We start from the raw sequence: 15,781 nt of genomic DNA, 5'->3' as shown, positions 1-15,781 counted from the left end.
AATCACAATGGGCGAGTTCGGGCTAAATTCGGCGATAATGGCGCCTTTATCATACAACAACGCAGAGCTGTTTCCTCTCACTCAAAGTTCTGCCGCAGCGTAATCCTCGCCGGTTTCGCCGCGAATACTAACTCGATAACGATATTCGCTTGCTGACGGGTAACATGCATGCAACACTCCCAAAAGGTGAGTTGGTTGGTACACTATACGTTCCGACTGCTTGTGCGCGTCGCGGAGCTGTGACAAGGGATGCGCGACGGACGGCGGGCGGCTGCCGGTCAGTTTCGGTACTAACGTAATCGTCGGAATCTAGATGACTGACCTGAATAAGATCCTTCATGTCGACGACGACGAAGATGTTCGCGTAATCACCGAAATGGCGCTGGCGCTTGGCGGCGGGCTGGAATTAAAGCAATGCGACTCCGGAAAAAGCGCAATCGAAGCATGCATGACCTACGATCCGGACCTGCTTTTGCTGGATCTGATGATGCCGCACATGACCGGAGAAGAAGCTTGGGACGAGATCCGAAAGATCCCGGGCAAGGAAAACATCGCGGCGGTATTCCTGACCGCCAAAGCGGATGCAGCAACCACTGAACGGATCCTGTCCAAAGGCGCACTGGGCGTCATCCCGAAGCCGTTTGACCCGATGCAGCTCTTCTCGAAGGTGCAGGAACTCTGGGAACGATCAGGCCGATAGCCCGCCCTGCACGACTCAAACCAGCACGTGGTCCTGTTTTTCGCGGACAGCATCCTTCAGCAGCGGCAATTCGAAGGTAAATATGCTGCCTTTTCCTGGCTCGCTTTCGAAGTAGATTTTGCCGTTGTGGCTTTCCACTATCCGCTTGGCGATGTTCAGCCCCAGCCCGGTACCGCCAGCGCGGCGTTTGTCGGATGAATCCGCCTGCGCGAATTTCTCGAAGATGCGTCCGCGGAAAGCCTCAGGAATGCCCGCACCGGAATCTTTGACCGACGCCACGGCATGCTCGCCTTCGCTGCGCACCGTCACCACGACCTCGGTGTCAGACTCCGAAAACTTCACCGCGTTAGAGATCAGGTTCGACAAAACCTGCTCGATCCGCCCTCGATCTGCAAAGACCATCACTGGCCCGCTGGCCGCGTTGCGGAACCGGATGGTCCGGTCGATCCGGACGCTGGCATTAGCGGTGACGACACCCTCAGCGACCTTGACCAGATCCAACTGCTCAAAGTCGAAGGTCCATTCTCCTCGCTCCGCCTTCACCGAGTCGAGGATGTCGTCGATCAGCTTCTCCAGCCGCACCGCATTCGAATGAGCGATCTGGATCATTCGGTGCGCCTTGCTGTCCAGGTCGCCGAGGACACCAGCCTTCAAGAACCCGAGGACGCCCTTTATTGAGGTTAACGGAGTCCTCAATTCATGGCTCACCGTCGACAGGAACTCGATCCGCGCAGTGTAGGCCGCTTCCGACCGCTTCAGCAGCACCATGTTTTCCTTGGAGATCTGCCGCTGCACACGCGAGTCGACGAAGAAAAGGATCGCCAATAGGACCGAACCGATCCCCAGTGCCGCGCTGAAGGCCACCGTCAGCTTTGACAGACGCCAGATTTCCTGCCGCGCATCCATATCCTCCTGTGCCTGCACATCCTTTACCACAAGCGTGTAGTCATGCAGAGGCGCGGCGAAGGCCTCGAAATGAGTCAGAAGCACTCGCGCCGTTTCCACATCTCCAGACTCCAGCCCCAGGACCAGCGGATCGTCCTCGCGCAGCTGTTCCCCCAGATCTGCCAGCACCACGGCCTCTGGCCAGTCACCGGCCACCGGCTTTCCGTTGTCCGCCATTTCCGCGACCGAATGACGGCTCCAGAGGATGTCGAACCGGAACACGACATCCTCGGCATCTACCCGGGGATCCTGTGCCATGAACAACGCAACGGTCTGAGTGAAACGGAACAGCTCGAATTCAAGCTGGTTTGCGATCCAGATGGCGCCGGTCCGCTTGGTATTCGACAGCGCCCCGAGCTCCGACCGCATGGTCATCAGCCCCGCAGCGCTCAGCCCCAGAGCCACCATAAGACCCAGAGCTGCCAGCCATCGCAGGGCAGAGAAGCCCGAGTTCATTAGCTAGTCCTTAGTAAGCTCCACATCGGAAAGCTGCCAGATGAGCCGGTCGTTGTACCCAGGATCCTGCAGTTCGGGATGGTCGCTCATCGGGTAGATCACCCAGAACGGTCCCTTGTCCCGAACCGACATCTCTTCACCGTCCATCAGCACGGCGACGATGACATCATATTCCAGCGCTTCGCTCGCGGGGATCACAGTGCTGTAATCGTTCAGTGCGGTCACGACGATCTCGTCGTCGGGCTCCAGAGAAATCTCCCCGAACAGGTCGCGCAAAAGCGGCCCAGTGAACACTGTCTCGCCTTCGACAAAATCGTTGTCGGTTTGCACCTCTATGGGTTGCATGGAGAGCAGGTCTTCAGAAGAAAATTCAAGGACCGTTTGCAACCCCGAGGCGTCAGTGGTCGTCACGGTCAGCATTGGCGCCGCCAAAGCCGGCCACGGCGCCAGCATAGCGGCTGCGAACAAGGTACGAGTTACAGTCTGCATCATATGAGGCCTCTATCACACTTGTTTTGTTTATGTCCTTCGTACGCTGTGTTGCAATCATATTCAATTTCGAGATCAGCTTTTTGATACAGATTGCGCCATTTGACGTAAGTGTGGCGATTCGGCAAAAGGTTGCATGCACTGCGCTGTTCCCTTTGGACAATGGTTCCATCGGAAGTTGCGGTTTTGAACAGGCGCGGGCTAGAAGGTCTTGTGGGGCCGCCAATACGAATCGAGAAATTTATGGTGGTGCGGGAAGACGATCAACGCATGTACCGGCATTTCGAGTCTCTTGTGGACCCGTTCGCCGCCGGTGACGACCGGCCACCGCCCAGCACCATCTGGAGTTTCCTCAAAAGCCATATCCACCCGTTCCGGCACCTGCTTCCGCTGATGGTCTTGCTGGGCCTCTGCAAGGCGCTGCTTGAATGCGGATTGATTTTTTACGCCGGCCGGCTCATCGACCTGATGACCGAAACTGGCGTTGCCGCGTTCTGGGACACGCACAAGGTCGAGTTGGTGATCGCCCTCTTCGTCGTGCTGATGTTCCGTCCGGTCCTGATCTGGGTACACCACCTGTTTCTAGATCAGGCTGTCGCCTCCAACCTGCAGGAACAGGTCCGCTGGCAGGCCCACCGGCACATGCTTGGACAATCCATGTCCTTCTTTCAGCGCGAACTGGCAGGCAAGCTGTCGAACCGCGTGATGCAGCTCGGCCAAGCGGTTGAGGAAATATTCCATTCCACGTTCGAGGCGCTGTGGTTCGGCTTGGTCTACGCGGTATCCGCTGTCATCCTGCTAGGGCAGATCGACTGGCGGCTCGGCCTGCCGCTGGCAATCTGGATCCTGGCGTACATCCTTTATGTCCGTTACAAGACCGTCCGCATCGCGCATGCCTCAAAGAACTGGTCAAACGCCCGCTCCGCCGTCTCCGGCGCCGTCGTCGACGCCTATTCCAACATCGAGACGGTCAAGCTGTTTGCTGACACTTCGACCGAACAGGATCACTTCCTCCCCGAGATGCGCCTACTCCGGCACCGAGCCCAGCGTTTCCGCCGCGAGATGACTGACCTGTCACTGGGAATGAACCTACTGAACGGAGCGATGATCGCCGGCGTCGTCGGACCCGCCGTCTGGCTATGGATGCAGGGCAGCGTCACCGTCGGCCAGGTCTCCGCCGCCACCGCCCTTACGATCAGGCTCAACGGGATGACCGGCTGGCTGATGTTCGTCGCCACCCGCATCTTCGAGAATGTCGGCATCATCAAGGACGGACTGGCGACAATTTCCGTACCGCACGAACTGACCGATCTGGAAACCGCCGCCCCGCGCCGAATCCGGCGCGGCGAGATCGCGTTCAAGCAGGTAAGCCACGGCCATGGCGGCGCCAAAGGCTGCCTGCAGGAAATCGACCTGCATATCCCGGGCGGGCAGAAAATCGGCCTCGTCGGCCATTCCGGCGCCGGGAAGTCCACGCTGATCCGTCTGCTGCTACGCCTTCAGCGTCCGAACCACGGCAGTATCCAGGTCGACGGCCAGTGCATCGAAAGCATGACCCAGGCAAGCCTGCGCAGCCAAATATCGGTGGTGGCGCAGGACCCATCCTTCCTGCACCGGTCGATCCGCACCAACCTTCTCTACGGCAGCCCGGATGCCACTGAAGCGGACATGATCCGCGCCGCCAGGCTGGCAGAGGCTCATGACTTCATCCAGAAACTGTCCGGGTCCGACGGCCACAGCGGCTACGACGCCCATATCGGCGAACGCGGAGTTACGCTCTCTGGCGGGCAAAGGCAGCGGCTGGCGATCGCGCGGGCCATTCTCAAGGATGCGCCGATCCTGGTGCTGGACGAGGCCACATCCGCTCTGGATAGCGTGTTGGAGGCAAAGATCCTGCGAAACCTGCAGCAGATCACCCGCGGCAAGACGGTCATAGCCATCGCGCACCGCCTGTCCACTTTGGCGCAGTTCGACCGGATCGTCGTGCTGGATCGCGGCCGCATCGTCGAGGACGGTCCGCATTCAGAATTGATACGTAAAGGTGGAATCTACGCGGCGATGTGGCAACAACAGCGCGCGGAACCCGACATGATCGAAGGCTGATCCCATGCTTGACAGCCCAAATGATTCGACTACCCAGACCTGTTGACGCTGCGTCTTTTTCGAATACGGCAACATGCCTGCGCTTTCCGGACAATTGTTGCCAGAAAATCATGCCGTTCTCAGTATGGCGACCGAAAGATTTTCATGCTTAGGTTGTATTTTTTGCCCTCTAGGTACCGGTCCATTCAACGCCGAGAATACAAGATTTCTACATAATATTGATATTGAACAAGTTCCCACCCCCAGATAAGGCGCCTGCCACCCTATTTCCAGCAGTAGCAGTTACTCGTCGGACGGGCCCTGCGCCGGGCTACGCTCGCCAGCCTCCGCGATGCTGAAGCGTTCCGTCGGATCAGCTGTCTCGCCGGGCGCTGCTAGCGGTCCCAGCACTGCGTCCCACTCCTCCGCCAGCGCGATACGTTCCGCAGGCAGCACCTCGGCCAACGTGCTCAACCGCACGTCGCCCATACGCATATGTTGCAGCAGCCGATGCGAGTGCATGATTGTCGGGCGAACGTCCAGCGGTTCCCATGCATCCAGCATGGTCACCCGGCGCAGGTTGAACTCTGGCGGCAGAACATAAAACCGCAAGTCACTGGACCACAGCAGATCGCGCAACGAGACCTGATCGCGTTTGCGGGCCAGTTTGCGGTACTGTACCTGCCAATTCAGCAGAAAACTCCGAACTTCGGCAGAGTCTCGGTAAAGGATCACACCGCCGTTCAACTGAGGGAAAGCATAGGGAGTGTCATGGTCGCCTCCCTCCCGGATCAGGTTGGACGTCCGCCGCACATCGTGCGCCACCGCCAATGGGAACCTTTCCAGTATGTCGAAGAGGTCGCCGAGAGGCGCAAGAATAACCGTATCGCAGTCAAGATACAGAGTGCGCTGGAACCGGCTTTCCGGCAGGCAGGCGAGTTTCGGAGTCGGCCCATCCGGGATCGGAAGCACCCGGTCAAAACAGGGGGAATCGCAGGGCTGGTCCGTAAACACCTCCGCGGCAATCTCGGGATTGTGACGTTTCAACGAGCCGGCAGACTGAATCGCCAGATCCAGATAGTCCGGGCCCTGAGCCACATAGATGACACCTTCGCGCATTGTCCCCGCTTGCCGCATATGATTCGGTTTCTCGCGCAATAAGCGGTAAACATAACGTTAATTCAATTGCAGATAGTACCCTCCGTTCGCATCTGCAGCACGCGCTATAGTTGTATTTGTGCTTCATGAAACAGGGCGAACCGGTCCCGAAAGCAGCAATAAAAAAATTAACCTTAGCCACTTTTTAGCCTACATTTTTGGTGAATTTATAACAAGCAAACGGCAACCATCCGCCGGCCATGGAACGATCTATAATGGCCAACAGCGCGGTACAGACGACGAAGGTAGCAGGCAGTGCGTATTCTGGCAGTAGATGACGACCCCATTAGTCTGGACCTTCTCGAGGTCCTGATCGGTCAGATCGGTGGACACGTTCTGGTTAAGTCAGACTCCGCGGCGGATGCCTTGGATAAGATAGCCCAGCGCGGAGCCGCTCCGTTCGACTGCTTCCTACTGGATATTGAGATGCCCGGGATGAACGGGGTCGAACTCTGCGAGATCCTGCGCTCGATCGCGGTCTACCGGCACAGCCCGATCCTGATGATCACCCGCAAGCACGAGAAGCGCTTCATCGACGATGCCTTCTCCGCCGGCGCCAGCGACTACCTGACCAAGCCGTTCGAACTTGGCGAACTTCGCACCCGCATGCGCATGGTGGAAAAGCTGGTCAACGAGAACCGCAAGCGCAACGACAAGCTGTTCGCCGCCAAGACGACCCGCAAGATCCGCGAGTCGCAGGAGCATTATGAACTGCATGCGCCGGTCGAAATCGACGACATTCCCGGCGTGGTCGAATACCACGCGCTGGAAAATTATCTGGCCCAGCTGTCGCGACGTTCCCTGTTCGGCTCGACGGTGTTCGCGGTCAAGATCGCCGGCGTCGAGCGCCTACACCAGAAGGCCGAGGCATTCGATTTCGTCTGCATGATCACCGACACGGCCGAGGCGATCTCGGACAGCCTGTCGGACCACCAGGCGCTGATCTCCTACTGCGGCTATGGCACCTTCGCCTGCGTGGTGGAAGATGGCTGGCGCCCGAACCTCGATAGCTTCATTGACTCGGTACATAAGTGCCTGAAGCTGATGGACCTGCATTTCGGCGACGGTGAAGAAATGAACCTCGTCGTCTGCGCCGGCCGGCCGATCCGCCTGCTGTCGAAAAGCGGCGAACAGGCGGTTAACGCCCTGAGCCAGGCTCAGGACAGCGTCGAAGCCGTTTGCCGTGAAATGGAACAAAGCCCTCTGGGAGCGGTCCTGTCGAAACGGTCCGCATAGGTAGCCAAAGATGAATACGCTGCAGGCTGGACTGTCGGTTGTTAGAAAACGTTTCGCGGCGTGCCTGCCAGAGCGGGCCGCCGTGATCGATTCTCTGAGACAGGAACTCGAAGACGACCCGGACGCCTACCGCTTCCCATCAATGAACGCCGCCAAGATCAACCTCCATCGCATTGCCGGTACCGCTGGCACGCTCGGGTTCAGCAATCTCGGTGACATGTCGCGCCAGGCAGAGGACCTGATCGTCGCCTATGCCGACGGAGCTCAGATCAATTTTGCCGAACTACACGAAAAGCTGCAGCGCGTGCTGAAGCTGATCGACCAAGTCTATAACTCCTTACCCGATACAGAGACCGGCGCCGCCTAATCCGGCTAGTTTGCCGGGCTCGCCAGGATCGATTTGATCTCGTCGACCAGCGTCACCGGATCGAACGGCTTCGTGATGACGCCGACAGCACCCTCTCCCAGCAACTCCTGGATTTCCGCTTCACGGGCCCGACCGGTCATAAAAATCGCCGGCAACTCGGCACCATACTTGGTCTGGCGAAGCTCTCTAAGGGTCGACGGTCCGTCCATGCCGTTCATCATCACGTCCAGCAGAACGACATCGAACCCTTCCCCTTTCAGGACGTCAACAGCATCCTGACCGGACGCGCATTGGCGCAACTCCACCTCACCGGCGAACTCAAACGCTAGAGCGGCGATCTCCAGCACATCGGGATCGTCTTCAACATGAAGTATCCGCAAACCACACCCAATTTCGTAAATCAGCTAAAGCTGCTAGTTACACCAGCAAAAGCATCGCTTCCAGTGGGTTTGGCCGGCATGACGGGCAATTTCGGCAGCGTCACGGTAAACACCGTGCCCTTTCCAAGGTGGCTCGCAACACGGACGGTTCCGTCATGTGCCTCGACGATCGCCTTGACGATGCTCAGGCCAAGACCGGTGCCTCGCCCGGTGCGGTCGGACAGGTTATCGGCCTGCGAGAAGCGGTCGAAGATGGTGGCCAGAGACTCCGCCGGAATACCGACACCAAAGTCCTGCACCGAAACCTCGTGCCCCGTCGGAGTCGTTTTCAGGGTAACAAGCACCTTGCCGCCCGGATTGGAAAACTTGGCCGCATTGCTCAGCAGGTTCGTCATCACCTGCATCATTCGTGCCTGGTCGAGCCGGGCAAAGGCCGCCTGATCGCAACCTCGCACCTCGAACCTCACGTCGAAGCGTTCCGCACCCGCGGCGTTCACCGAAACCGCCTCGTTGATCAGCGCGCCCAGGCTCTCGGGGCTCCGGTCGAACTCCATTCGCCCGGCCGCGATCTTTTCCAAGTCCAGGATGTCATTTACGATAAGGACCAGCCGGTCCGCGTTGCGCTGAGCGATTTTCACCATCCCCCGCGCCTTTTCGGGCATTTCGCCGGCCGCGCCGGACAGAAGCAGCCCCATGGCCCCCTTGATCGAAGTCAGTGGTGACCGCAGTTCGTGGCTGACTGTCGAGATGAACTCATCCTTCGCCCGCTCCACATCACGCCGCTCCCGCGCGTCGCGCATGATCAGGACCAGCCGCTCGGGTCCGTTCTCCGGGGCGACCAGATGGATCGTCGCATCGTGCGGCACCCCGTCCATATCGACCTCGTACTCTACACGCCGCGCGATGCCGTCCCGCAGCGGACGGATCAGCGTCTCGAAAGCATCGCGTTCGAAATACGGCTTGGCGTCGAACAGTGATCGCGACAGATAGCCTGCCCGGTGCCAGCCAAGATGCCGCAGCGCCGGATCGTTCATGTAGACAAGCTGATAGGTCTGCGAGTCGAAGACATAGACGATATCCGGGATCTGGTTCAGAGCCGCGGACATCTCCCGCTCGCTGGTACCGACCTTGGAATCTGTCAGGTCGGTTCGAACTGATATGGCACCCAGAAGCTGGCCATTCGGTCCGAGCCGAGGAATGATCGTCGCGTGGGTCCACATGACTGATCCGTCACGGCATCGCATCGGCGTTTCGCCAACCCAGGACTTCCCGGCATCCAAAGTCTCCCGGATCGTCTGGAAACGACCAGCGCCGCTTTCCGGATACAGCAGCATAGGTCGTGCGCCGTAAAGCTCGTCGCGGGTGTAACCGGTCAGCTTGCAAAGCTTTTCGTTTGCATAGGTAATCCGGTGATGCTCATCTGTCAGGGTCACGATGCAATGATCGTTCAGAGCGACGCGCTCATGTTCAAGCTGAGCGTTCCGCTCCTGCGACAGGCGCCATTTCCGTTTACCCTCGATCAACATAGAGGTCAGGGCGACCAGCGCCATTCCGGCCGCGGCAAGAAACAAAAGGTCCAGGCGGTTGTCCGGATCGGCGGCACCGTAACCTGCGGCCAGCAGGCCGATGGCAAATGCAATTCCAATGGGACAAGCCGAAACGAGAGGATGAGAATGCTTCTGACTCATGGGCCTGATTACTCGGTATTCTTAATTCGCCTCCGTCTTTCCCATGGCGTCCGGGCAATTTGGTGGTCCCACCAAGGCAATTTGTCGTAAAAAGTAGTCACATTTTCGGCGCGAACTGCGGCAGCCGGGTTACACCGTCCCATGCACTCCGGCCACGGTGTCTCCCGGGCCAAAGTCGTCGGATCTGGCCGGGCAATCATCCGCCGGCTGATAGAGTGGCAGCGTAATGTGAAAGACGGTGCCTTTTCCAAGTTCAGTCTCGAATCCAACGTCACCGTCATGCGCCTCGACGATGGACTTCGTGATCGCCAGCCCCAGACCCGTCCCCGGTTTCCCGTTGCGCTCGGCACGAGCGAACCGCTGAAAGATCCGCTTGCGAAAACTCTCGGAAATTCCCGGGCCATGATCGCGAACCGAGATACGGACTTGCCCATCGCCGTCGCGATGCACCTGGAATTGGATCGCCTCGTTCTGCGGAGAGAACTTTATCGCATTGGAAAGTAGGTTCACCAGGGCCTGTGTCATGCGCGCACGATCAATTCGGCACACCACCGGTTCCGGATCCAGATCCAGTTTGAGCGTAAGCGACTTTTCTTCAGCTAGGCTCTGATGCTGGCTGACGACATCGCGCACCAGCTCCCGAACCTCGACTTCATCGAAATCGAACTCCATCTGCCCGGCAGACAGCTTCTCGAAATCCAGTACGTCATTGATCAACAGCGACAACCGATCCGCGTTGCGCGATGCGGATTCCAGCAGCTTCCGCTCTTTTTCATCCAGCTTCTGCCGCCCGGCCGTGTGATGAAGCAGGCCAAGAGCCCCGACGACGACCGATAGCGGCGTCCGCAATTCGTGGCTTACAGTCGACACGAATTCTTCCTTGGCCCTTTCGATCCGCACCGCTTCAGTGATGTTCCGGATCACCCAGATCCGATGGCTGCCGCACGGCTCGCCCTGCAGCTTGCCGATGGTCAGTTCGATATCCTCGAGCGCCCCACCCGCTGCCTGCCACCGAGTCCGCATGGCATAGACATCGCGGCCAAGGCTGCGCAATTCCCCCTCCGGAAGCCCCGCCTCGTCCAGCACGATATCCGGCAGAACATCGGCCAACGAAATCGACTCCAGTTCGCTGCGGCTCCGGCCAAAGATCTCAGCCGCCGCCGGATTTGCGCCAAGGATCTTCCCGTCGGTCGTGACCGAGATGACACCGTCGGCGATGTTGTCCAGCACCACCTCCGCCCGGCTCTGAGAGGTCCGCAGGTTCTCCGCCAGGCTCTTGTAAGACCGCGCAATCTGACCGACTTCGCCCGACGCATCGACCGGCAGCGCATCGAGTTCGCCGAAATCGGACAACCTGGTCACGTGATCTGCCAACTGGTCCAACGGCCGCGCGATCCGGCGGGCTGCCAGTACCCCAAGCACAAGCGCGACCAGCAGGATCAGCCCGGCCCGGACAAGCGTCTCTTTCCGCAGCGCATAAACCGGGCCAAGAACCGATGCCGAGTCCTCGGACAAGATCAGCAACAGCGATCCGAACGGGCCGGCTACGTCGACCGGAGCCTCGACAGCGTAGCTGATCGTATCGTCGCCAACCCGGTAAAACTCCTGGAACCCCGGCGCAGAGGACTTCGCCTCGGTATACCCCGCCAGCACCTGTTCCGGAGTACCGGATTGAAAGGCGATCCCGGATTGTCCCACACGCAGCCCGAAAGCATCTCTGACATTGTTGAAGACCAGAATGTCGTGTTCGACATGCGGCGCCAGGACCGGGCGGGCCAGCAGGTCTTCGTACTCCGCGCCGATAACCACCATGCCCAGCAACGTACCCTCGTAAAAAACCGGCTGCACGGCGTTCACGATCGGAATCCGCTTCGGATTGGGCACCCCGAATTCATGCTGCAGGGTGACGCGAGAAAGGTAGGTTTGCCCTTCCTCCAGGTCGCGCGCGGGCCGGAAGAACGCATCCGGCACATGGCCCGAGAGCTCCGTTTCTCGAACAACCGCAACGCCGCCGGCCCGCCGTTCCACGCGCACGATCTCCCGGCCATCGGCCGAAGCGTCGATAAACCGGATCTGGAAATAGGCGTCCCTGTTGGCCAGTAGCGACGCAAAGATCGACTGCATGCGTCCCTTCCACTCGACCAGCGAAGAGCCGTCGGCAGGATCAATGCCGTTGCTGCGCTCGGCCCGGGCAATCCCCTCTACAGCCGGCAGCAGGCTCAGCATGACCACATCATTCAAAACGCGGTCCAGCGATTTGGTCGCGCGCTCTGTCACCAGCCGCGCCTCGCCGCGCAGCGCCTCGATCGTCGAATCCAGCGCGATCGCTTCGGTCCTGTCGTAGATCAAGGTGCCCAGCCAATAGGTCGTGACCAGTGTCAGACCACAGGCCAGAAATATGATGCGGCCGCGGATGGTCCTGATCGGAGCTTTCCGTCCGGTCAGAAACGCCATCCTTTTCCTTTCCAGTTCCGCATCTTGTCTTGGCACTCCGCGGTCTTTCAAAAAGACCGCGCCAAACACTCTATTACAACCAGAAGCTACATAGTTCACCTGTTCGGCAAAACCAGGAAAGCGCCGATTGCCGTCGTTACTGCCCCCACCCCTGAACGCAGTCTTCAAGTTCATGTCTACAGACCGTGTTTGGCCGTTCCCCCGAGGAAGCGGCGCAAGTAATTCATGCGACTTGGTAAATCTCCGAATCGAAACGGAACGTCGCACACCCGCATACATTGCGCGCCACAGCACGGGCGCTGTCGACCTGACGTTTTGGGAAGGTCGTTTCGGTTTCGGGAAAATTTACGTTGGGGCAACCGAGGATTGTGAATTTTCCCGAACAGAACTTGCGGATCATGCCCGACGTCACGGTGGGGGTCCGGTTAGTCGCAGCCCTTTGCAAACAAGGATTTAGTTAACGCCTTAACGACAAGCGGGCTTGCCAATCCGCACCTCAACCGTTCGGGCCACCTCACGATAGCCCGGAACCAGCCGGAACAACGCAGGGCGAAAAATGCGCAACGATTTCGCCATTTTTCCCGGCCCGTTCAGCCCACAGCGACAATCGCTGCGCACTGCCACCTGCGCATTGGAACTGCGGCGCAGCGGCAGACCTGCCGCCACGCCGGCCCGGTATCAGTTCGACGGGCACTCGTTGATCGGCGCGGCCTTCACGATTGGGAAGCACTCGGCCCATTCTTCGGTCCGCGGCGGCCATGGCGTCAGCACCTCCGGACTCTCCTCAAGCGTGAGCACGCCCAGCGCCTGAAGGTCCTTCACCCGGCCGTCGAGATACTCTTTGATCACGCTCACCTTGCCGTCCGCCACATGCGCAACCCAGACGTCGTTCACCACTTGACGGCTGCCACGCTGGAAGGTCCGGAACTGTACCTCGGCGGCAACGCGGCCGGTGTCCACGTCGATATAGAACGCATCCTTCGGAAAATAGATGCTGGTATCCGTCGCGTTGTCACAAAACAGCGCCAGGTCTTCCATCACCGCTTCGCGGCCTTCCTTCACGCTGGTCGGATAGGAGAAGTGCACGTCGTCGGTGATCGCACCTTCCATCGCCTCGGTGTCGCAGGCGGCCCAGGCGGTGGCGATATCGAACATCAGCGCCTGCATCACGGCGCGGTCGGACCCTTCAGGTTCCATCGGGCCGTCATAGGTAACGCCGGAGCGCACTTCAGCGGCGGCGGCCGGCAGCACCATCGCTGCCGTAAGCACAAGGGATATTACAGACTTTTTCATGGGAGGACTCCTGTTGGACGTTTTTCATTGGGAGGATCTTCGAACCCCGGGCAAACATCCTCGCCCGGAGAGAAGGGCGCGCAGCCGGCAGCGGCCGCGATTATGGAAATCAGACAGGCGGTGGTGACCGGGCCTACCCCGTCCGGTACGTGGGAAATCAGGGCGGCGTGCCCGTCCAGCGCGGACAGGTCGGCGTCCCCGACCAGCCCGGCCCCGGTGCCCACGACGGCAAGGTCCAGCACCAATCCGCCTTCAGCAACATGGTCGCGGCCGATCAGCCCCGGCACCCCCGCCGCCGTCACGATCAGGTCGGCGCAGCGGGTATGCGCCGCCAGGTCGCGCGTCTCTGCATGGCACAGCGTCACCGTGGCCCCCGCATCTGCCAGCAGCATCGACAATGGCCGCCCGATCAGACGCGACGCGCCCACCAGCACCACCTCCGCACCGCGCAGATCACCAAGGATCTCCCGCGCACATAGCAACGCCGCCAGCGCCGTCGGCGGCAGCCGCGTCGCGCCATCGCCCAACAGCAGCGCCCCCGCATGTAACGGGTGCTGGCCGTCGGCATCCTTCTCCGGCCCGATCAGTCTGGCAACCTCGACCGGCGTCAGAGCCCGAGGCAAAGGCGTCAGCGCCATAACCGCATCCACACCTGGAACCGCAGCCAAGGCGCGTATTTGTCCCTCGGGATCAATGGCATACTCTTCCGACCGCAAACTCACACCGACCTTATGAGCCATCGCCATTTGCCGCCTCAGGTACGCACCCGCCGCCACATCCACCGGGTCGTGCAGCGTCACGCCAACCGGCGCCCGGCCCAACTCAGCAACCTCGCGCCGGGTCCTCGCCAGCAGCCGCGCCGCAAGCTCATACCCGGTGAAGATTGCCGTCCGACTCATTGCAGTGCACCTCCCAGGTCCGCTGCCGCCTGCCGCATCTGCCGCGCAATCCGGTCAGCGAACTCCGCCGGATCCTGCCCGCCGGTCGGAAAGATAATGGATATCGCCCCGGTCACGCTGCGCATCCCGTCGAAAACCGGCACTGCCAGAGACGCGACACCCTCGACATATTCGCTGACCGACAGACAGTACCCCTGCCGCTGGCACTCCAGAAAAATCTTCTCCAACCGCCCGACATCGGTCTCGGTCTGCGGCGTATGCGAAGTCGGCGCCAGCCGCGCAATGATCGCCGCCCGCTCTACCTCCGGCAGGTAGGCCAGAATCACACGCCCCACCGCCGTCGGCAGCAGTGGCGCCCGCGTTCCAACCGTCACCATATTCAGCGTAAAACGCGACGGCAGGTAGGCGTGTGCGACATAGACCGCCTCGGCCTCGTCAAGCATCGCGAATGACACCGATTCCCCGATCTGGTCCGCCAGCCGCCGCAGAATCGGGTTCACGATCTGCGGAAGGCTGCGCCCCTCGATGAACCCGCGGATCAGGCGCAGCACGTGCGGCGTCAGCTCGTACTGCCCTCGGTCCGACCGGGCATAACCCTTCTTTTCCAGCGTTCGGATCAGCCGCCGTGTCACCGCGCGGTTGAACCCGGTCTTCGCCGACAGTTCCGAAATCGACAGGCGCCGCTCCGCCCCGGCGAAGGCCTCGATCAGATCGAGCCCCCTTGCGAAGGTCAGCGAGATTTCCTTGTCGTCCTTGAACAGCGCCTGGCTGTCATCCATTGCGTGCTCTCCTCCTGCGCGCAGCGGTGATAAGATTTCGCAGCAGCATCGCCCGCGTCAGCGCCCCGACAGAGCCGTGCGGCGGCGTGACATGTCCAGCGACCGAGGTGACATCGCCTGCAAGGTCCGACACCATGTTCCCCGCATCGTCATAGGTGATACCCACACCCACTGCTGCCGCGCCCGGCCGCAGCATTCCTGCAGTCACAAGGTCCGGGACCCCCGCCGCCGCGATCACCACGTCGGCGGCGCGCGTAAACGCTCCTAGATCCGGCGTCCTGCTGTTCAGCAGGCTCACCGTGGCATCCACGCCTTGCGCCGACAGCAGCATCACCAGGGGCCGCCCCACCAGCAGACCGCGCCCTATGATCACCACGTGCCGCCCCGCCAGCGGCACGTCATAGCCCCGCAAAAGCGCAAGGATCGCCGCAGGCGTGCAGGGCAGCAGCCCTTCTGCCCCCGCCATCAGCCGTCCCAGGTTCACCGGCGCCAGCCCGTCGATATCCTTTTCCGGATCGATCGCGGCGGCCACGGCCAACTCGTCGTATCCAAACCCGTCCGGCAGCGGAAACTGCACGAAGAACCCGTCAACCGAAGCATCCGCGTTCAGACACGCCACCTCGGCCATCAGCCGCTCCGGTCCGATATCCGATGGCAAGGCGACGAGATCGGCATCAATCCCGATCTCGTCGCAATCGAAATGCTTGCGCCCGATATACGACCGGCTCGCCGGATCATCCCCGACAAGCACGGTCGCCATCCGCGGGCGCAAGCCATCGGCCGCCAGTTCCTGCGCCATCTCGCGGCGCAGGCTGGCAGCCAGGGCGTCGCCGTCCAGCAGAACGGGCGCCATTG

General features: G+C 60.4%; 14 protein-coding genes. 4 read left to right on the top strand and 10 right to left on the bottom strand.

The genetic code is table 11. The annotated features are described in order from the left end of the window. Positions 1–313 precede the first annotated feature (313 nt). Positions 314–700: a response regulator gene (locus tag HCO70_RS19790; protein ID WP_172299420.1), complete on the top strand. Its 387-nt coding sequence runs from the start codon at positions 314–316 to the stop codon at positions 698–700. A 15-nt stretch (positions 701–715) separates the two neighbouring features. Here the strand turns inward: HCO70_RS19790 and HCO70_RS19785 are convergent, their stop codons facing one another. Both HCO70_RS19785 and HCO70_RS19780 read right to left on the bottom strand, forming a co-directional pair. Continuing rightward, complete coding sequence (locus HCO70_RS19785) at positions 716–2,101, bottom strand: cell wall metabolism sensor histidine kinase WalK (protein ID WP_172299418.1); 1,386 nt, start codon at positions 2,099–2,101, stop codon at positions 716–718. 3 nt (positions 2,102–2,104) lie between these two features. Further along, positions 2,105–2,521: a molybdopterin-dependent oxidoreductase gene (locus tag HCO70_RS19780; protein ID WP_253913391.1), complete on the bottom strand. Its 417-nt coding sequence runs from the start codon at positions 2,519–2,521 to the stop codon at positions 2,105–2,107. Between the two features lie 312 nt (positions 2,522–2,833). Between HCO70_RS19780 and HCO70_RS19775 the strand changes: the two genes are divergently transcribed. Continuing rightward, entirely contained in the window at positions 2,834–4,693 is a 1,860-nt protein-coding gene (locus HCO70_RS19775) for an ABC transporter ATP-binding protein (RefSeq protein WP_253913390.1), read from the top strand. 282 nt (positions 4,694–4,975) lie between these two features. Here the strand turns inward: HCO70_RS19775 and HCO70_RS19770 are convergent, their stop codons facing one another. Further along, positions 4,976–5,791, bottom strand: a complete 816-nt coding sequence (locus HCO70_RS19770) for a hypothetical protein (RefSeq protein WP_216665533.1) — start codon at positions 5,789–5,791, stop codon at positions 4,976–4,978. Between the two features lie 294 nt (positions 5,792–6,085). Here HCO70_RS19770 and HCO70_RS19765 point away from each other — a divergent pair, with 294 nt between their 5' ends. Next, complete coding sequence (locus tag HCO70_RS19765) at positions 6,086–7,066, top strand: response regulator (RefSeq protein ID WP_172299414.1); 981 nt, start codon at positions 6,086–6,088, stop codon at positions 7,064–7,066. Positions 7,067–7,076: 10 nt separating this feature from the next. After that, a complete protein-coding gene (locus tag HCO70_RS19760) occupies positions 7,077–7,433 on the top strand; it encodes an Hpt domain-containing protein (RefSeq protein WP_172299412.1) in 357 nt (118 codons plus the stop codon). A 5-nt stretch (positions 7,434–7,438) separates the two neighbouring features. Here HCO70_RS19760 and HCO70_RS19755 read toward each other — a convergent pair whose 3' ends face one another. From HCO70_RS19755 to HCO70_RS19725, 7 genes are all read right to left on the bottom strand, one after another. After that, positions 7,439–7,813 (bottom strand): response regulator, encoded by a 375-nt coding sequence (locus HCO70_RS19755; protein WP_216665532.1) that lies wholly within the window; start codon positions 7,811–7,813, stop codon positions 7,439–7,441. Between the two features lie 20 nt (positions 7,814–7,833). Next, the gene (locus HCO70_RS19750) at positions 7,834–9,501 is read right to left on the bottom strand and encodes an ATP-binding protein (RefSeq protein ID WP_172299410.1); all 1,668 of its coding nucleotides are present in this window, start codon (positions 9,499–9,501) and stop codon (positions 7,834–7,836) included. A 129-nt stretch (positions 9,502–9,630) separates the two neighbouring features. Further along, entirely contained in the window at positions 9,631–11,955 is a 2,325-nt protein-coding gene (locus tag HCO70_RS19745; protein ID WP_172299408.1) for an ATP-binding protein, read from the bottom strand. Between the two features lie 678 nt (positions 11,956–12,633). Beyond that, positions 12,634–13,248: a nuclear transport factor 2 family protein gene (locus HCO70_RS19740; protein ID WP_172299406.1), complete on the bottom strand. Its 615-nt coding sequence runs from the start codon at positions 13,246–13,248 to the stop codon at positions 12,634–12,636. Further along, positions 13,245–14,147: a bifunctional 5,10-methylenetetrahydrofolate dehydrogenase/5,10-methenyltetrahydrofolate cyclohydrolase gene (locus HCO70_RS19735; protein ID WP_172299404.1), complete on the bottom strand. Its 903-nt coding sequence runs from the start codon at positions 14,145–14,147 to the stop codon at positions 13,245–13,247. The genes HCO70_RS19740 and HCO70_RS19735 overlap by 4 nt, the downstream gene beginning before the upstream one ends. Beyond that, a complete protein-coding gene (locus HCO70_RS19730) occupies positions 14,144–14,926 on the bottom strand; it encodes an IclR family transcriptional regulator (protein ID WP_172299402.1) in 783 nt (260 codons plus the stop codon). Before HCO70_RS19730 ends, HCO70_RS19735 begins: the two co-directional genes overlap by 4 nt. Continuing rightward, complete coding sequence (locus HCO70_RS19725; RefSeq protein WP_172299400.1) at positions 14,919–15,779, bottom strand: bifunctional 5,10-methylenetetrahydrofolate dehydrogenase/5,10-methenyltetrahydrofolate cyclohydrolase; 861 nt, start codon at positions 15,777–15,779, stop codon at positions 14,919–14,921. Before HCO70_RS19725 ends, HCO70_RS19730 begins: the two co-directional genes overlap by 8 nt. Positions 15,780–15,781: the final 2 nt, after the last annotated feature.

Source organism: Pseudoruegeria sp. HB172150 (assembly GCF_013184805.1).
GTDB lineage: Bacteria > Pseudomonadota > Alphaproteobacteria > Rhodobacterales > Rhodobacteraceae > Psychromarinibacter.
Note: the sequence above shows the minus strand (reverse complement) of the source record. Positions and strands in the feature narration are given on the sequence as shown.